This is a genomic window from Agromyces sp. Leaf222 (assembly GCF_001421565.1).
In the GTDB taxonomy this organism is placed as follows: Bacteria; Actinomycetota; Actinomycetes; order Actinomycetales; family Microbacteriaceae; genus Agromyces.
Window position 1 is genome coordinate 1,354,415 of sequence record NZ_LMKQ01000001.1, and the last position, 16,368, is coordinate 1,370,782.

16 protein-coding genes and 1 tRNA gene are annotated in these 16,368 nt (G+C 72.4%); 11 read left to right on the top strand and 6 right to left on the bottom strand.

Annotated features, from left to right (window positions below):
* Positions 1–4 precede the first annotated feature (4 nt).
* The 4 genes from ASE68_RS05870 to ASE68_RS05885 all read left to right on the top strand — a co-directional run bounded on the left by ASE68_RS05870 (position 5) and on the right by ASE68_RS05885 (position 4,816).
* Positions 5–880: a bifunctional methylenetetrahydrofolate dehydrogenase/methenyltetrahydrofolate cyclohydrolase gene (locus ASE68_RS05870; protein ID WP_055856140.1), complete on the top strand. Its 876-nt coding sequence runs from the start codon at positions 5–7 to the stop codon at positions 878–880.
* A 193-nt stretch (positions 881–1,073) separates the two neighbouring features.
* Positions 1,074–2,378, top strand: coding sequence for an acylneuraminate cytidylyltransferase (locus ASE68_RS05875; RefSeq protein WP_082462062.1), 1,305 nt, complete (start codon positions 1,074–1,076; stop codon positions 2,376–2,378).
* A 15-nt stretch (positions 2,379–2,393) separates the two neighbouring features.
* Positions 2,394–3,266, top strand: coding sequence for an N-acetylneuraminate synthase family protein (locus ASE68_RS05880; protein ID WP_055856146.1), 873 nt, complete (start codon positions 2,394–2,396; stop codon positions 3,264–3,266).
* On the top strand, positions 3,266–4,816 hold the full coding sequence (locus ASE68_RS05885; RefSeq protein ID WP_369800084.1) for a DUF6716 putative glycosyltransferase: 1,551 nt from the start codon (positions 3,266–3,268) through the stop codon (positions 4,814–4,816). Before ASE68_RS05880 ends, ASE68_RS05885 begins: the two co-directional genes overlap by 1 nt.
* On the opposite strand, the gene ASE68_RS05890 is transcribed toward ASE68_RS05885, so the two are convergent.
* Together ASE68_RS05890 and ASE68_RS05895 are read right to left on the bottom strand one after the other, a co-directional pair.
* Positions 4,775–5,308, bottom strand: coding sequence for a gamma carbonic anhydrase family protein (locus tag ASE68_RS05890; protein ID WP_055856152.1), 534 nt, complete (start codon positions 5,306–5,308; stop codon positions 4,775–4,777). The two genes, ASE68_RS05885 and ASE68_RS05890, sit on opposite strands and share 42 nt — an antisense overlap.
* A gap of 33 nt (positions 5,309–5,341) precedes the next feature.
* Entirely contained in the window at positions 5,342–6,673 is a 1,332-nt protein-coding gene (locus ASE68_RS05895; RefSeq protein WP_055860820.1) for an APC family permease, read from the bottom strand.
* Positions 6,674–6,746: 73 nt separating this feature from the next.
* On the opposite strand from ASE68_RS05895, the gene ASE68_RS05900 reads away from it, so the two are divergent.
* Both ASE68_RS05900 and ASE68_RS05905 read left to right on the top strand, forming a co-directional pair.
* Positions 6,747–7,241: a YbaK/EbsC family protein gene (locus ASE68_RS05900; protein WP_055856155.1), complete on the top strand. Its 495-nt coding sequence runs from the start codon at positions 6,747–6,749 to the stop codon at positions 7,239–7,241.
* Entirely contained in the window at positions 7,238–7,828 is a 591-nt protein-coding gene (locus ASE68_RS05905; protein ID WP_235480771.1) for a GNAT family N-acetyltransferase, read from the top strand. Before ASE68_RS05900 ends, ASE68_RS05905 begins: the two co-directional genes overlap by 4 nt.
* 15 nt (positions 7,829–7,843) lie before the next feature.
* On the opposite strand, the gene galK is transcribed toward ASE68_RS05905, so the two are convergent.
* Both galK and galT read right to left on the bottom strand, forming a co-directional pair.
* A complete protein-coding gene (gene galK / locus ASE68_RS05910) occupies positions 7,844–9,007 on the bottom strand; it encodes a galactokinase (RefSeq protein ID WP_055856158.1) in 1,164 nt (387 codons plus the stop codon).
* On the bottom strand, positions 9,004–10,224 hold the full coding sequence (galT, locus tag ASE68_RS05915; protein ID WP_082462063.1) for a galactose-1-phosphate uridylyltransferase: 1,221 nt from the start codon (positions 10,222–10,224) through the stop codon (positions 9,004–9,006). Before galT ends, galK begins: the two co-directional genes overlap by 4 nt.
* A gap of 82 nt (positions 10,225–10,306) precedes the next feature.
* Here galT and ASE68_RS05920 point away from each other — a divergent pair, with 82 nt between their 5' ends.
* Positions 10,307–11,134, top strand: coding sequence for a DeoR/GlpR family DNA-binding transcription regulator (locus ASE68_RS05920; protein ID WP_055856161.1), 828 nt, complete (start codon positions 10,307–10,309; stop codon positions 11,132–11,134).
* Positions 11,131–12,066 carry an aldose 1-epimerase family protein gene (locus ASE68_RS05925; protein ID WP_055856172.1) on the top strand — a complete coding sequence of 312 codons (936 nt, stop codon included), beginning with the start codon at positions 11,131–11,133 and terminating at the stop codon, positions 12,064–12,066. The genes ASE68_RS05920 and ASE68_RS05925 overlap by 4 nt, the downstream gene beginning before the upstream one ends.
* A 10-nt stretch (positions 12,067–12,076) precedes the next feature.
* On the opposite strand, the gene ASE68_RS05930 is transcribed toward ASE68_RS05925, so the two are convergent.
* Positions 12,077–13,255, bottom strand: coding sequence for a MarP family serine protease (locus ASE68_RS05930; protein WP_055856174.1), 1,179 nt, complete (start codon positions 13,253–13,255; stop codon positions 12,077–12,079).
* Between the two features lie 239 nt (positions 13,256–13,494).
* Here ASE68_RS05930 and ASE68_RS05935 point away from each other — a divergent pair, with 239 nt between their 5' ends.
* A complete protein-coding gene (locus ASE68_RS05935) occupies positions 13,495–14,544 on the top strand; it encodes an LLM class F420-dependent oxidoreductase (RefSeq protein ID WP_055856177.1) in 1,050 nt (349 codons plus the stop codon).
* A gap of 546 nt (positions 14,545–15,090) precedes the next feature.
* Here ASE68_RS05935 and ASE68_RS05940 read toward each other — a convergent pair.
* Positions 15,091–15,162: transfer RNA gene (locus tag ASE68_RS05940), tRNA-Lys, on the bottom strand.
* Between the two features lie 6 nt (positions 15,163–15,168).
* On the opposite strand from ASE68_RS05940, the gene ASE68_RS05945 reads away from it, so the two are divergent.
* A complete protein-coding gene (locus ASE68_RS05945) occupies positions 15,169–15,654 on the top strand; it encodes a hypothetical protein (protein ID WP_157421565.1) in 486 nt (161 codons plus the stop codon).
* A gap of 44 nt (positions 15,655–15,698) precedes the next feature.
* Complete coding sequence (locus ASE68_RS05950; RefSeq protein ID WP_055856183.1) at positions 15,699–16,343, top strand: hypothetical protein; 645 nt, start codon at positions 15,699–15,701, stop codon at positions 16,341–16,343.
* The last annotated feature ends 25 nt before the right edge of the window (positions 16,344–16,368 follow it).

Genomic DNA, 16,368 nt, shown 5'->3' on the forward strand with positions numbered 1-16,368 from the left:
GCCGATGACCGCCATCACGCTCGACGGCGTGGCCACGGCCACCGCCGTCAAGTCCGAGCTGGCGTCGCGCATCGCGGCGCTCCGCGCGAAGGGCGTCGTGCCCGGCCTCGGCACGCTGCTCGTCGGCGACGACCCGGGTTCGCGCTCGTACGTCGCGGGCAAGCACCGCGACTGCGCCGAGGTCGGCATCGAGTCGATCCGCGTCGACCTGCCGGCCACGGCGAGCCCGGCCGACGTGCGCGCCGCGATCGCCGACCTGAACGCGGCATCCGAGGTCACGGGGTACATCGTGCAGCTGCCGCTGCCCGCCGGGCACGACGAGAACGCGATGCTCGAGCTCATCGACCCCGAGAAGGACGCCGACGGCCTGCACCCGACCAACCTCGGGCGGCTCGTGCTCGGCGTCGCGGGCGAGCTCGCGTCGCCGCTGCCGTGCACGCCGGCGGGCATCGTCGAGATGCTGCAGCGGTACGACGTGCCGATCGCGGGCCGCCACGTCGCGGTCATCGGCCGCGGCATCACGGTCGGGCGCCCGCTCGGGCTGCTGCTCACCCGCAAGGGGCTCGACGCGACCGTCACGCTCACGCACTCGCGCACCGTCGACCTGGCCGCCGAGGTGCGCCGGGCCGACATCGTCGTGGCGGCGGTGGGCGTGGCGCACCTCGTGAAGCCCGACTGGGTCAAGCCGGGCGCCGCGGTGCTCGACGTGGGCATCACGCGCGTGATCGACGAGGCGACGGGCAAGGGCCGTCTCACGGGCGACGTCGATCCCGCGGTCGCCGAGATCGCCGGTCACCTCTCGCCGAACCCCGGCGGCGTCGGACCGATGACCCGCGCCATGCTCCTCGCGAACGTCGTGAAGGCGGCCGAGCGCGGGTAGCGCTCCGAGCGCCCGCGCTGAGAACGCGCGGCGAACACCACGAAGCACAGCGGATGCCGCGGGCCGAGGCTCGCGGCATCCGTCGTCTCGTCCTGCACCCGCGGCTGCTCCGTCGCCTGCCCGTCGCCGGTCGTTCACCGGGCGATCATCGGGCCGCAAGGGGGCGGCAATGAGCCGACCGTAGCGTCGCAGCATGCTCGAAGACGGGCGGCCGTCGGGCCGCGCCATGCACCCCGCGCCGCGGGTCGTCGCGGTGATCCCCGCGCGGGGCGGCTCGAAGGGCCTGCCGGGCAAGAACCTCGCCGAGGTCGGCGGTGTTCCGCTCGTGGCTCGCGCGGTGCGCGCGGCCGTCACGGCGCGGCGCATCGACGCGGTGCTCGTGTCGACCGACGACGACCGCATCGCCGAGGTCGCCCGCGCGGCCGGCGCCGGCGTCGTCAGGCGACCCGCCGACCTCTCGGGCGACACCGCGACCTCCGAATCGGCGCTGCTGCACGCGCTGCACAGCATCGCCGCGCACACGGGAGTGCGCCCCGACGTGCTCGTGTTCGTGCAGGCGACCTCGCCGTTCATCGATCCGGCGGCGCTCGACCTCGCCGTCGAACGCGTGCAGCGCGGCGACGAGGACGTCGTGTTCTCGGCGGTGCCGAGCCACGTGTTCCTCTGGCGCGAGACGGATGCCGGCGCCGACGGCGTCAACCACGCGGCATCCGCTCGCCCGCGCCGTCAGGACCGCGAACCCGAGTACGCCGAGACGGGCGCGTTCTACGTCATGCGCGCCGACGGGTTCGTGCAGGCCGGGCACCGCTTCTTCGGTCGCGTCGGCATCGCGCCCGTGCATCCCGACCACGCGGTCGAGATCGACGACGCCGCAGACCTCGCTCGGGCCCGCATGCTCGCGCCGGCGGTCGACGCACTCGTCGCGGGCGGCGACCCGCGGCATCCGCTCATCGACGTCGACGCGATCGTCACCGACTTCGACGGCGTGCACACCGACGACACCGCGTGGGTCGACACGCTCGGCCGCGAATCGGTGCGCGTGAGCCGCAGCGACGGCGCGGGCGTCGCCCGACTGCGGGCCGCCGGCATCCCGGTGCTCATCCTCAGCGCCGAGGCGAACCCGGTCGTCGCGAGGCGCGCCGAGAAGCTCGGCGTCGAGTGCCTGCACGGCGTCGACGCGAAGGGGGCGGCGCTCGCCGAGTGGGCGTTCGCCCGCGGCCTCGACCTGGACCGCGTCGCCTACGTCGGCAACGACCGCAACGACCTGCCCGCGCTCGAGCTCGTCGGCTGGCCCGTCGCCGTGCGCGACGCGGTGCCCGACGTGCTCGCCGCCGCGCGCCACGTGCTCGACCGCGCGGGCGGGCACGGGGCGGTGCGCGAGCTCGCCGACCTCGTCATCGCCTCGCGCGATCACGCCTCGCGCGAGCACCCCGCGAACCGCACGCGCGAGCAGGACATCCACGACCACCCCAACCACGAGCGCGCCACGGCGCGCTGACCGCGAGGAGCAGCCATGTCGGTGCGCATCGGACGATCGCTGATCGGCCCCGGAAACCCCGTCTACGTCATCGGCGAGATCGGACTCAACCACAACGGCGACGTCGAGATCGCCAAGCGGCTCATCGACGTCGCCGTCGAGGCGGGCGCGCAGGCGGTGAAGTTCCAGAAGCGCACGCCCGAGATCGCGACGCCGGAGCACATGCGCGACGTACCGCGCGAGACGCCGTGGGGCACGATGACCTACCTCGAGTACCGCCATCGCGTCGAGTTCGGCGAGGCCGAGTACCTCGAGATCGCGTCCTACGCGATGCGTGCGGGCGTCGACTGGTTCGCCTCGCCGTGGGATGTTCCGTCGGTCGCCTTCCTCGAGGGCCTCGACGTGGTCGCGCACAAGGTCGCGTCGGCGTCGATCACCGACCTCGACCTGCTCGACGCGCTCGCCGCGACGGGCAAGCCGATCATCCTCTCGACGGGCATGTCCACGATCGACGAGATCGACCGGGCCGTCGACCGCCTCGACCGCGAGCGGCTCGTGGTCATGCACGCCACCTCGAGCTACCCGATGCCCGAGCACGAGGCGAACCTGCGCATGATCGAGACGCTGCGCTCCCGCTACCCCGGTGTGCCGATCGGCTACTCGGGTCACGAGCGCGGCCTGCAGATCTCCCTCGCGGCCGTCGCGCTCGGCGCGGTCGCCGTCGAGCGCCACATCACGCTCGATCGTGCGATGTGGGGCTCCGACCAGGCCGCGTCGCTCGAGCCGCAGGGTTTCGAGCACCTCGTGCGCGACATCCGCATCATCGGCGACGCCATGGGCGACGGGGTCAAGCGCGTGTTCCCCGGCGAGGAGGCACCGCGGGCGAAGCTCCGCCGGGTGCCCGCGTGATGTTCGCCGGGTCGGGTGCGTCGCGCCGCTCGGGCACGTCAGGTGGGGCGGATGCCGCGGCACGACGCCTGCTCGTCGTCGCCGACTCCGACTCCTACGTGAAGTGGGGTGCGGCGCTCGCCTCGACGCTGCCGCAGCGGTGGCAGGTGCAGCTCGTGGTGCTCGCGTCGCCCGTGCAGCCGAGCGCGACGCAGCTCGCCCACGCGCTGGCCGGCACCGCGTTCACGCCCGCCCGCACGAGGGTCGTGCACCTCGACGACCTCGACGGACTGCTCGACGTGTTCGATCCGCACGCGGTGCTGCTGGCGTTGCGCGGCCCGTTCGTGCGGGTCGTCGCGCCGATCCTCGAACGCCGTGCCGATCGCCCGGTGCTCGTGAGCGGGTTCCCTGGGCTCACGATCCCCGCGGTGCCGAAGGCGGTCATCTACCGCGAGCAGACCGACCTCGTGGTGCTGCACAGCCGTCGCGAGGTGCGCGAGTTCCGGGCGAACGCGGCGGAACTCGGGCTCGGGACCACGTTCGCGCTCGCGACGCTGCCGTTCCTCGCGGGGGCGGGCGAGGCCTCTGCGTCGCACGGCGCATCACCGCTCGTCGCATCATCGCTCGGTGCGAGCACGACGGATGCCGCGGCCGTCGGGTCCGCGACCGCCGCCACCGGCCGCGCGCCATCCGCCCGAACCGACGTCGTCTTCGCGACGCAGGCCAAGGTGCCGGCAGCACGGGAGGACCGCGTGCACCTGCTCGGCGCGCTGGCCGAGCTCGCGAGGCGTCGACCCGACCTGCGCGTGGTCGTCAAGGTGCGTGCGCGTCGCGGCGAGGCGCAGACGCACGAGGAGACGTTCGACTACGCCGACCTCATGCCCGAGGTCGACCCGCCCGCGAACCTGGTGATCGAGGACGGCCCGATGGCCGACCGGCTCGCGCGTGCCGCCGCCCTCGTCACAGTGAGCTCGACGGCCGTGCTCGAGGCCGTCGCCCTCGACCTCCCCTCGCTGGTGATCGACGACTACGGCGTCTCACCCGCGATGATCAACGTCGTCTTCGAGGGTTCCGGGCTGATCGGGTCGACGCTCGACCTCGTCGAGGGGCGGTTCCGAACGGCGGATGCCTCGTGGCGCACCGACAACTACTTCCATGCCGTCGAGGCGGCCGACTGGGTGCGACGCCTCGACGCCTTCGTCGAGGCGCGCGAGGTCGTGCCGTTGCGCCCGCTGGCGCGTCGCCGGGACCTGTCGGGCGGCGGGCTGCGCTCCGCGTTCGAGCGGCGGCGGATGCTCGGCTCGCACGACCGCAGCCTGCTCGGCGCGCTCGCGTGGGGCATCGGGGTTCCGGCTCGCTGGCTCGTACGGCGCGCACGACGGGCCAGGGCCCGCCTCGCCGGCGGCCGGGCGCCGGTCGCGACGCAACGCGGCCCCGGGTGGACGACGGATCGAACGAGCGGCACCGCATCGGGTCGGCCGGCACCGGACCGGCCGGCACCGGACGGGGCGGTGTCGGGCCTCGCGACGTCAGCCGACGGGCGCGTGCCGCTCGACATGGCCGACGTATGAGTCGGCGTTGCGTCGGATGCCGGCCTGCTCCTCGGGGGTGAGCTCGCGCCGCACCTTCGCCGGGACGCCGGCGACGAGCGACCCGGGCGGCACGACCGTGCCCTCGAGCACCACGGCTCCGGCGGCGATGAGCGACCCCGCGCCGATGACCGCGCCGTTCAGCACGGTCGCGTTCATGCCGACCAGGCAGTCGTCCTCGACGGTGCAGCCGTGCAGCACCGCGCCGTGCCCGACCGAGACGCCGGTGCCGACCACGAGCGGGAATCCGCGGTCGACGTGGCACGCGACGGTGTCCTGCAGGTTCGAGCGCTCGCCGATCACGATCGGCTCGGCCTCGGCGCGCAGCACCGCGTTGTACCAGACGCTCGCGTGCGCGGCCAGGCGGACGTCGCCCACGACCACCGCACCGGCCGCGACGAAGGCCGTCGCATGCAGGTCGGGCGCCGGCACGCCGGCGACGGTGAGGATGCGGGCGGACGGGTCTGCGCTCATGGCGCCAGCCTAGCCGTGGGGCGTCGCGACGGCTCAGGAGCCCGAGCCGTTGCCGTTGCCGCCGTCGCCGCCGCCGCTGCCGCCGCCGTCCGACGGCGGACGCCGCCGCGGCTCCACGGCGGTGCGCACGAGCCGATACGCGACGCCGACGGCGAAGACGACGAGCCCGCCGAGCACCGCCTCGATCGGCAGCGCGACGACGAGCACGAGGCATCCGATGGCCCCTGCTGCGCTGAGCCATCGAGGCACGCGCCGCTCCGACGCGGGTTGCGTGAGTGCTGATGCGTTCGCGACGAGGTAGTAGACGAGCACGCCGAAGGCGCTGAACCCGATGGCCCCGCGCAGGTCGACGAGCAGCACGAGCGCGACGACGACCGCCGCGACGACGATCTCGGCCACGTACGGCACCTGTGCGCGCGGGTGCACCGCCGCCAGCGGCGCGGGGAGCTCACGGTCGCGCGCCATCGCGAGCGCCGTGCGCCCGATGCCCGCGATGAGCGCGAGCAGGGCGCCGCAGGCGGCGATGGCCGCGGCGACCCGCACGACGGGTGCCATCCACCCCCATCCGCTCACCAGCACGAGGTCGGCCAGCGGGGCGTCGCCCGAGGCCGCGAGGGCGGCAGGACCGAGCACGAGAAGGAGCACGACCGCGATGGCCGAGAACACCCCGAGCGCGATGCCGAGCGCGATCGCGATCGCGCGGGGGATCGTGCGCGCCGGGTCGCGCACCTCCTCGCCGAGCGTCGCGATGCGCGCGTACCCCGCGAATGCGAAGAACAGGAGGCCGGCCGACTGGAGCACTCCGAACCATCCGGGCGCCGGTGCGTCCGCCCCCGACTGCGCCGTGGAGCCGACCTCGAACAGGTGGCTCGCCCCGGCCGCGACGACGAGCCCGAGCACCACGAGCACGACGGTCACGATCACGGTCGCGGCGCGGGCCGTTCGCGTGACCCCGAGCAGGTTGACGCCCGCGAGCAGGAGCACCGCGAGCACGGCGACCGGCTTCTGCCACGGCCCGGGCACGAGGTAGGCAGCCGCGGTCAGCGCCATCGCCGCGCAACTCGCGGTCTTGCCGACGACGAAGCCCCAACCCGCGACGAAGCCCGGCCACTCGCCGAGGCGCTCCCTCCCGTAGCGGTAGGCGCCGCCCGACTCCGGATACCGCGCGGCGAGCTGGCCCGTCGAACTCGCATTCGCGAACGCGACGAACGCGGCGACCGCGAGGCCGGCGAGTAGCCACGGGCCCGCCGCCTGCGCCGCCGGCACCCACACGGCGAACACGCCGGCCCCGATCATCGACGCCAGCCCGATCGCGATGGCATCGCGGAGCCCGAGTCGTCTCGCGAGGGCCGGCCGGTCGGTCACGCTCGGCACCCTACGCCATTCGGATGTCGCGGCGGTGGCCCGCGGCATCCGCTCGCCTTCGTAGGATCGTCGCATGACCACCACTTCCCACCCCGCCGTCGAGCGCGTCGCCGAAACCCTGGCGAGCCATGGGCTCTCGCCCGAGATCGTCTGGTTCGACGACGCCGTCACGACCGCCCCGCTCGCGGCCGACGCGCTCGGCGTCGAGGTCGGCCAGATCGCGAACTCGCTCGTGTTCACGCTCGACGACGAGCCGATCCTCGTGCTCACCTCCGGCGCCCACCGCGTCGACACCGACTGGCTCGGCGCGCAGCTCGGGGGCGTCATCGGGCGCGCCTCGAAGGAGACGGTGAAGGAGGCCACGGGCCAGGTCATCGGCGGCGTCGCACCCGTCGGCCACCCGACGCCGGTGCGCACGATCGTCGACGTCGACCTCGCCGGCTACGACGAGGTTTGGGCTGCGGCCGGGCACGCCAAGACGGTGTTCCCGACGACGTTCGCCGAGCTCGTGCGCATCACGGGCGGCACGCCGCACGCGGTCGAGCCCCCGCTGGAGGCCGCGCCGTGAGCGCCGGCGCCGTGGCCTGGCAGCGGATGGCCGGCCCGCTCGAACTCCGCACGCCCACGCGCGACGACCTCGAACGCGCGCTCGAGTGGCGCAATCGGCCCGAGGTCACGCGCTGGCTGCTGCGCACCACGGTCGATCCCGAGGCGTACGTGGCGGCGTGGCTCGCGGCCATCGACGATCCCGACCAGCACGCCGTGGTCGCCGTCGTCGACGGCATGATCGTCGGCACCGGCTCGCTCGACGTGAGCGACGGCATGGGACAGTTCGACGGCGACGAGTGGCGCAGGTCAGAGGGCCTGCTCGGGTACCTGATCGACCCGGCACACGCTGGAAAGGGCTACGCCACCGACATCGCCAGGGCCCTGCTCGACCTCGCGTTCACCGAGCTCAGGCTGCACCGCGTCACCGCCGCATGCTTCGCCGACAACCGGGCTTCCTGGCGGGTCATGGAGAAGCTCGGCATGCGCCGCGAGCAGCACGGGGTCCGCGACTCGTGGCACGCCGAACTCGGCTGGGTCGACGGGTTCACCTACGCGATCCTCGCCGACGAATGGGCCGGCGGGGTGCAGGAGCTCAGGCAGCCGTGATCAGGGGGCCCGACCTCAGACGTCGCGGCGCGCGCCCTGGCTCGGGCGCACGACGAACGTGGTCGGCGCGCGATAGCCCTCCGCGGCGAACGCGGCCTTCACCTCGCGCTCGATGACGGGCACGAGCGCATCGATCACGACGGCGATCGCCGAGCCGCCGAATCCGCCGCCGGTCATGCGCGCGCCGATCGCGCCGTTCGACTGGGCGATCTCGACCGCGAGGTCGACCTCTGGCACGGTGATCTCGAAGTCGTCGCGCATCGACACGTGCGAGGCGTCGAGCAGGGGCCCGATCGCGCCGGCGCCCTGCTCGCGCAGCGTGCGCACGGTGTCGAGCACGCGCTGGTTCTCGGTCACGATGTGGCGCACGCGGCGGAACGTCTCGTCGTCGAGCACGGTCGCGGCGCGCTCGAGGTCGTCGACGCGAACGTCGCGCAGCGAGTCGACGCCGAGCGCGCTCGCACCGGCCTCGCAGGAGGCGCGCCTGGCCGCATAGCCGCCCGTGGCGTGCGCATGCGACACGTTCGTGTCCATGACGAGGATCGAGAGGCCGTCGCCGACGAGTCCGAGCGGGATCACCTCGGCGTCGAGGCTGCGGCAGTCGAGGAACACCGCCGCATCGGCTTCGGAGAGCAGCGAGGCCGACTGGTCGAGGATGCCGGTCGGCGCCCCGACGACCCGGTTCTCGGCGAGCTGGCCGACCTTCGCGAGCGTCGGGCGGTCGAGGCCGAGGTCCCAGTGCTCGTCGAGCGCGAGCGCGACCGAGCTCTCGATCGCGGCCGACGACGACAGGCCGGCGCCGACGGGAACGGTGCTCGCGATGTGCAGGTCGACGCCGCCGACGTGCTCGAGGTCGGCGCCGAACTGCCCGAGCGCCCAGGCGACACCGAGCGGGTAGGCCGACCAGCCCTCGAGGAGCTCGGGCGAGAGGTCGTCGAGGTGCACCTCGACCGGATCGGGCGCGAACGTCGACGAGACCCTGACGAGCCGGTCGGCGCGGATGCCGAGCGCGACGCTCGCGCGCTGGTCGATCGCGAACGGAAAGACGAATCCGTCGTTGTAGTCGGTGTGCTCGCCGATGAGGTTCACGCGGCCGGGCGCCGACCACACGCCGACGGGCTCGTGCCCGTAGCGCTCGATGAAGCCGCGCGTCGCGGTCTCGACGGGGGTCTCGGTCATGCTCGGGGTCCTTCGGTCTCGGATGCCGGTGCGGATGCCGCGGCATCCGTCGTCGGGGTGTTCGCGGTCGTCGTCTCGTCGCTCGCCGCGTCGGCGATGGCCCGTCGGAGCGCTTCGGCCGCGGTCTCGGGGGCGACGTCGCCGATCCAGGCGCCCTTCGCCGCCTCGGAGCCGGCGAGGAACTTCAGCTTGTCGGCCGCGCGGCGGGGGCTCGTGATCTGCAGCATGAGCCGCACGTCGTCGCGGTGCTCGTGCACGGGCGCCTGGTGCCAGGCGGCGATGTAGGGCGTGGGGGAGTCGTAGAGCCGGTCGATGCCGCGCAGAAGCTGCAGGTAGAGCCCGGCGAGCTCGTCGCGCTCGGCGAGCGTGGTCGCGGCGAAGTCGGGCACGTGGCGGTGCGGCAGCAGGTGCACCTCGATGGGCCAGCGGGCGGCGAACGGCACGAACGCGGTCCAGTGCTCGCCCGAGAGCAGCACACGCGGGCCGTTGCGCTCGCGCTCGAGGACGTCGGCCATGAGGGTGGGGCCGTAGTCGTCGATCGCGGCGAGCAGGCGTTCGGTGCGGGGCGTGATGTAGGGGTACGAGTAGATCTGGCCGTGTGGGTGCGGCAGAGTGACGCCGATCTCGCGGCCGCGGTTCTCGAACGGGAAGACCTCCTGCACCCCCGGCAGTGCCGAGAGCGCGGCGGTGCGATGCGCCCACGCCTCGATGACGGTGCGTGCGCGCGAGCGCGAGAGCGAGCCGAAGGAGCCCTCGTGCGCGGGGCTGAAGCACACGACCTCGCAGCGGCCGATGGAGGTCTTCGTGCGCTCGAGCCCGATGCGACGCAGGTCTGCGAGCGCGTCGGCAGCGGAGGCACCCGGTTCGCCGAGCGCCGGCCCGAACGAGGGGGAGCGGTTCTCGAAGACGGCGACGTCGTAGACGCTCGGGATCTCCGACGGGTTGTCGGGCGTCTGCGGGGCGAGCGGGTCGAGGTGCGCGGGCGGCAGCATGACCCGGTTCTGGCGTGCGGCGGCGATCGACACCCACTCGCCGGTGAGCGGGTCCTGGCGCATGTGCGCGTTCGCGGGGCGCGGGTCGAGCGTGCGCGCATCGACCGAGCGCTCGGCGCTCAGCGTCGTGTCGGCGTCGTCGAAGTAGATGAGGTCGCGGCCGTCGGCGAGCACCGCCGGGCGCACGGTGATGGCGGGGTCGAAGACCGGTTCGGTGTCATGCACGCGGCAACCCTACGCGCTTTTCGTTTTGCAAACAACCGGCTTTCGTATTGCAAAATAGGCGGTCGTCACCGATGATACGAAGATGACGGATGCCGCGCTGCCCGCCCCCGAGCGGCGCGAGCGTGCCCTCGCCCTCGTCGCCGAACGCGGGTTCGTGCGCGTCGCCGAACTCAGCAGCGTCTTCGGCGTCACGACCGTCACCGCCCGAGCCGACCTCGACGCCCTCGAACGCCGGGGCGCGATCCGCCGGGTGCACGGCGGGGCCGTTCCGCTCGGCTCCCTCATCGAGGCCGAGCGGCCCGAACGCGAACCGAGCTTCGAAGAGGCGCTCGCGGCATCCGTCGAGCCCAAGCGGCTCATCGGCGTGCACGCGGCCTCGCTCGTGCGCAGCGGCCAGAGCATCATCCTCGACGTCGGCACCACGACCCTGCAGATCGCCCGCGCGCTGCGCGCCCGCACCGACCTCGACGACCTGACCGTGTTCACGAACGGCCTGTCGATCGCGCTCGAGCTCGAGCCCGAGATCCCGCGCTTCTCGGTCATCGTCACCGGCGGCAGCCTCCGGCCGAAGCAGCACTCGCTCGTGCACCCGCTCGCGGGCTCGATGCTCGACGAGGTGCACGTCGACCTCGCCTTCATCGGCTGCAACGGCGTCGATCCGATGCACGGCGTCACGAACGCGAACCTCCCCGAGGCCTCGGTGAAGACCATGATGCTGAAGGCCGCGGCGCGCTCGATCGTCGTCGCCGACGCGACCAAGCTCGGCGAGGTGCACCTCGGACGCATCGCCGCCGTCGACGCCTTCGACACCCTCATCACGGATGCCGCGGCACCCGCCCCGCTCATCGCGGAACTGCGCGAGGCCGGCCTCGCGACGACGATTGCGCGAGACCCTAGAGTGGATCCATGACGCTACCCACGGGCGAGCAGTTCGTGCTCGAGACCTCGACCGCGAGCGGTGACCTCCGCGCAACGATCACGGCCGTGGCCGCGGGCATCCGCACCCTCAGCATCAACGGCATCGACCTCGTTCCCGAGTACGCAGAAGACCTTCCGACGCCGATGGGCGCCGGCATCGTGCTCGTGCCGTGGCCCAACCGCATCCGCGACGGCGTCTGGCGCGACGACGAGGGCGTCGAGCACCGCCTCGCGATCACCGAGCCCAAGTTCAACAACGCGATCCACGGGCTGCTGCGGTACGCCGAGTACCGCGTGGTCGACCAGCAGCGCGACTCGGTGACCCTGGCCGCGAACATCTACCCGCAGCTCGGCTACCCGTACCTGCTCGAGACCGCCGTGCACTACGAGCTCGTCGCCGACGGACTGCGGGTCACGCACCACATCGAGAACCTGGGCGGCGAGGCCGCGCCCGTCGCCATCGGCACGCACCCGTACCTCAAGATCGGCGGCGTGCCGACGGGCGACCTCGTGCTGAAGCTCGACGCGGCCAGCCACATCGAGGTCGACGACCGCCTGCTGCCGACCGGCGAGGTGCCGGTGGACGGCACCGAATGGGATCTCCGCGAGGGCCGTCGGGTCGCCGAGCTCTCGCTCGACGACGCGTTCGGCGAGGTCGTCGACCGCGACGGCGAGGTCGTGCACTCGCTCACCGCGCCCGACGGCCGCAGCGTGTCGATCTGGGCCGACGACGAGTTCGCCTACGTGCAGGTGTACACGACCGACCGGTTCCCCGGCGAAGACGGCCAGGTCGCCATCGCGATCGAGCCCATGACCGCACCGGCCGAGGCGTTCAACTCCGGCCGTGGGCTGCGCCTGCTCGACCCGGGCGAGGCCTGGGAGCTCTCGTGGGGCATCCGCTTCGAGGGGTTCACGGCCGAGTAGCCGCGGCGCCTCAGCCCGTCGAGCAGCTGCCCGAGTCGACCGGCTGGTCGAGCGATGCCGCGTTGCCGGCGAAGGCGTCGAGCGTCGACACCGGGATCGCGAAGCCCACGTTCTCGACGGCCTCGGACTTCGCGAAGACCACGCCTCCGACCTCGCCGTCGCCCGTGATCACCGGGCCGCCCGAGTTGCCGTGGTCGACGTCGGCCGCGAGCGTCATCACGTCGCGCGTCCGCGTGCCGTCGTCCTCGCGGAACGTCACCTGGCCCACCGACATGACGCGTCCGGGGCGGAGCTCCAACGGGCCGCCGAACGGATATCCCGCCACCGCGACCTCCGCGCCGGCCGCGGCATCCGCCACCGGAAGGGCGGGGGCGTCGAGCCCGTCGACGGCGATCACCGCGAGGTCCAGGTCGGCGTCGAACGCCACGATCTCGCCCGAGCGCGCCGCGAGGCCCGGCGTCTCGACGACCGGCTCGTCGACCCCGGCCACGACGTGTGCGTTCGTCACGATGCGATCGGGCGCGATCACGAACCCGCTGCCCGACATCGAGACGCCGCACTCGAAGGCCGTGCCGGTGACCCTGACGACGGATGCCGAAGCGCGGGCGATCTCGGCGTCGTCGACCCCGCCAGACGGGAGGGCCGGCGCTTCGGCGGGCGCCTCGAGCACGTCGACGAGCCACGGCAGGGCCTCGCCGACCGCCGCGGATCGCACCTCGGCGAGGAACCGCTGCGCGGGCGTCGGCGTCAGCGCCTCGATCGAGCCGAGCACGCGGGACCCGGCGATCGCGGGCGACACGACGGGCACGCCCATGGCGGAGACGCCGGAGGCCACGAGCATCACGACGAACACCGTGACGAGCAGGTTGCCGACCGCGCCGAGCAGCCGGTCGACGACACCGAGCTTCACGGCCTCCGCCCCGCGACCGAGCACGGCACCGAGGGCGCCGCCCAGCGCGCCGCCGATCGAGACCAGCACGAGCGCCGCACCGATCGCCGCGGGCGCACGCCACTCCGGCGCGCCGACCACGCCCATCACCCACGGCATCACGAACGCGGCCGCGACCGCTCCGAGCAGCACGCCGATGAGCCCGGCGGCCGTGCGGAGCAGTCCGGCGCGGTAGCCGTTCACGACGGCGCCGATGAAGAGGAGCACGAGCAGTACGTCGAGCAGCAGGCTCCAGTCCATGATCCTCCGTTCATCGGCGCGATGATCGTCGTCGCGAACCTCCAGCCTGCGGCATCCGGCTCGGAGCATGCTGCGAACGATGTCCGCGCAGCCCGCCCCGTTCAGGGAATCCCACCACCGATCGCACCCTCGGCCGCTGCCCGTCGTGGCCGCCGCACAATCGCCCGGCCCCCGCGCGACCCGGTCGGTTAGCCTCGGAGGGGTCGCGATCGTCGGCCGATCACACGATGAGGAGTGACATGCGCGTCGGGATGTTCCTGAACTATGCGGGCGGGTTCCGCGAGGCGGCCGACGAGGTCGCCGAGCTCGAGCAGGCGGGCGTCGACCTCATCGCCGTTCCCGAGGCGTACTCGTTCGACGCCGTCAGCCAACTCGGATTCCTCGCGGCCCGCACGTCGAAGATCACGCTGGCCTCCGGCATCCTGCAGCTCTACACGCGCACGCCCACCCTCACGGCGATGACCGCCGCCGGCCTCGACTACGTCTCGAACGGCCGCTTCGAGCTCGGCATCGGCGCCTCGGGCCCCCAGGTCATCGAGGGATTCCACGGCGTGCGCTACGACGCGCCGCTCGGCCGCACCCGCGAGATCATCGACATCTGCCGCATGACGTGGCGGCGCGAGCCCGTCGTGCACCAGGGGCGCAACTACTCGATCCCGCTGCCCGCGGGCGAGGGCACCGGCCTCGGCAAGCCGCTGAAGCTCATCAACCACCCCGTGCGCGACCGCATCCCGATCACGGTCGCCTCGCTCGGCCAGAAGTCCGTCGAGCAGACCGCCGAGATCGCCGACGGCTGGCTGCCGATGTTCTTCCACCCCGAGAAGGCGACGGATGTCTGGGGCGACGCGCTCGCCGCAGGCACGGCGAAGCGGTCGGCCGACCTCGCTCCGCTCGACGTGTTCGCGAGCCCCGCGCTCGCCATCACCGATCGTCCGGAACTCGCGGCGATGGCCCTCGCCTCGGTGAAGCCGCAGCTCGCGCTCTACGTCGGCGGCATGGGTGCCCGCGGCAAGAACTTCTACAACGACCTCATCTCGAGCTACGGCTTCGAAGCGGATGCCGCGCGCATCCAGGACCTCTACCTCGAGGGTCGGCGCGACGAGGCGATCGCGGCCGTGCCCGACGAACTCGTGCGTGCGATCTCGCTGATCGGATCGGCATCAGAGGTCACCGAGCGGGTCGAGGCGTTCCGTGCGGCCGGGGTCACGACGCTCGCGGTCACGCCCCTCGCGCGCGACTCGGCGGAGCGCGTGGCGCTCATGTCGGGGTTCCGTTCGATCGTCGGCTGAATCCTGCGTCGATCGAGGGTGTTGCAGCGTCGAATCGGCGCCGCCTCGGTCGCGTATGGTCGCTCCTCTGCGTGATCGCGCTCTCACGTGGAGGAGCGTTCGACGCTCGCCCGGACTTCCGCAGGATCAGGCGGAAAAGTCCCCGGAAAACACTGGCGTTCGCGCGTGCAGGAGCGTACGGTGAGTCCCAATTCGCACGGAGTCGTGCGGACCAAGGGGACACTTGGGGAGGGGCCGTCGGGGCGGGAGCATTCGTTTCCTCGAGTGAGGGCGAACTCCCGCCAGACGGTGTTCCGGTTTCACGCCGGTCGGATTCGGTACTTCGATCTCGATTCCGGTATTTCGAGACTCTGGTTTCGCCGGTTCAGCAGTGGCGTTCTCGTCAGCTATGGCGGATTGACCCTCGCCCTACCAGCGGCCGAATGTCAGTAGCCTGACGCAAGATTCAGCCATGTCTGAATCCCGCTACTCGTCGCGCTGTCACGACACGGTCTGCTGCAAGTGGACACCGCCTGTCTTAGAGCGACAAGATGAGCCTGCGTCAAGTGCCCCCGGGGAATTCCGACATCCCGACCCGCTGATTAAAAGTCAGCTGCTCTGCCTCTGAGCTACGGGGGCGAGCTCATGTCCGAGAAACGGTGCACAAGCTGCAAGCAGTCTAAGCCAAACGCCGAGTTCAACGTCCGGCGAGGCTCGGCCGACGGTCTCCAGAACGTGTGCCGTGCCTGCAACCGCGAACGAGCTCGACGCTACTATGCCGAGAATCGCGAAGCCCATGTGCGGGTGATCGTCGCACGCAAGGCGATCATCCGGCGAGCGGCACTCGACGCGGTGGGCGACTACCTTTCGGTTCACCCTTGCGTCGATTGCGGTGAGGCGGACCTTCGCGTTCTCGACTTCGACCATCGAGAGCACGAGCACAAAGACGCCGAGGTCATGAGACTGGCGCAGGACGGATACTCGATCTCACGTGTCATGAGCGAGATCGCCAAATGCGACGTACGCTGCCGGAACTGCCATGCCCGGGTGACCTACGCACGTCAAGGTATGACGTGGCGAACCCGATACCTCGCGCGGCACACGGAACGCGAGATCGGGGGAGCGGAGTGATGCACACGGGCGGGCGTCGAGGCCGAGCGGGTAGCCTTGCGGCGATGGCTTCCGACGACTCCTTCCACCGTCCGACCAAGTTCCCGCCGCACAAGTTCGACGCGTTCCTGGGCGGCGAAGACCCTGCGCGGCTCAGCCGCATGGCGCATGACACCGCCGCGGCGCTCCTCGCGCGCGTGCGTGAAGACCCCGACCCGCAGGTGGTCGCCCGACTGATCTCGTACACCGACGAGCACGGCATCGACGCGATCGCCGAGCTGTGGTCCCAGGCCTCCGCGAAGAGCCTTCCGGGTGCGCTCTGGCGGGTCTACCTGCTGCGCACGCTCATCCACCAGGATCCGCAGGGGGTGAGCCTCGGGTACCAGCGCGGTGCCGAGGTGTCGCACACGATCGACCAGGTCGTCGCGGGTGCGCCCGCTCCGGCCGGGCCCGACGAGGTGCGCGCGCTCGCCGACCGCATCCTGCACGGCCTGTTCGTGGGCGACTTCGCGGTCGCGCTCGATCGGGCGGCCGCGTTCTGCCGCCTCGTCGCCGTCGGGTACACGAGCCTTGCCGATGACGCCGACGCCGCCGACCACGTGCATCCCGACCGGCCGCGCGAGCTCACGCAGCGGGCGCTGCGGCTCACCCAGCTCGCCGACGAGCTCGTCGCCTGCGCGCGGCTCTGGCGGCGCGACGCGCTCGACTGAGCCGGTCGCTCGCCGGCACGGCCCG

What these genes read in the sequence shown, in the direction of transcription:
- ASE68_RS05870 (WP_055856140.1), top strand. Translation starts at nt 5, where the DNA reads ATGACCGCCATCACGCTCGACGGCGTGGCCACGGCCACCGCCGTCAAG.
- ASE68_RS05875 (WP_082462062.1), top strand. Translation starts at nt 1,074, where the DNA reads ATGCTCGAAGACGGGCGGCCGTCGGGCCGCGCCATGCACCCCGCGCCG.
- ASE68_RS05880 (WP_055856146.1), top strand. Translation starts at nt 2,394, where the DNA reads ATGTCGGTGCGCATCGGACGATCGCTGATCGGCCCCGGAAACCCCGTC.
- ASE68_RS05885 (WP_369800084.1), top strand. Translation starts at nt 3,266, where the DNA reads ATGTTCGCCGGGTCGGGTGCGTCGCGCCGCTCGGGCACGTCAGGTGGG.
- ASE68_RS05890 (WP_055856152.1), bottom strand. Translation starts at nt 5,308, where the DNA reads ATGAGCGCAGACCCGTCCGCCCGCATCCTCACCGTCGCCGGCGTGCCG.
- ASE68_RS05900 (WP_055856155.1), top strand. Translation starts at nt 6,747, where the DNA reads ATGACCACCACTTCCCACCCCGCCGTCGAGCGCGTCGCCGAAACCCTG.
- galK (WP_055856158.1), bottom strand. Translation starts at nt 9,007, where the DNA reads ATGACCGAGACCCCCGTCGAGACCGCGACGCGCGGCTTCATCGAGCGC.
- ASE68_RS05920 (WP_055856161.1), top strand. Translation starts at nt 10,307, where the DNA reads ATGACGGATGCCGCGCTGCCCGCCCCCGAGCGGCGCGAGCGTGCCCTC.
- ASE68_RS05925 (WP_055856172.1), top strand. Translation starts at nt 11,131, where the DNA reads ATGACGCTACCCACGGGCGAGCAGTTCGTGCTCGAGACCTCGACCGCG.
- ASE68_RS05930 (WP_055856174.1), bottom strand. Translation starts at nt 13,255, where the DNA reads ATGGACTGGAGCCTGCTGCTCGACGTACTGCTCGTGCTCCTCTTCATC.
- ASE68_RS05935 (WP_055856177.1), top strand. Translation starts at nt 13,495, where the DNA reads ATGCGCGTCGGGATGTTCCTGAACTATGCGGGCGGGTTCCGCGAGGCG.
- ASE68_RS05945 (WP_157421565.1), top strand. Translation starts at nt 15,169, where the DNA reads ATGTCCGAGAAACGGTGCACAAGCTGCAAGCAGTCTAAGCCAAACGCC.
- ASE68_RS05950 (WP_055856183.1), top strand. Translation starts at nt 15,699, where the DNA reads ATGGCTTCCGACGACTCCTTCCACCGTCCGACCAAGTTCCCGCCGCAC.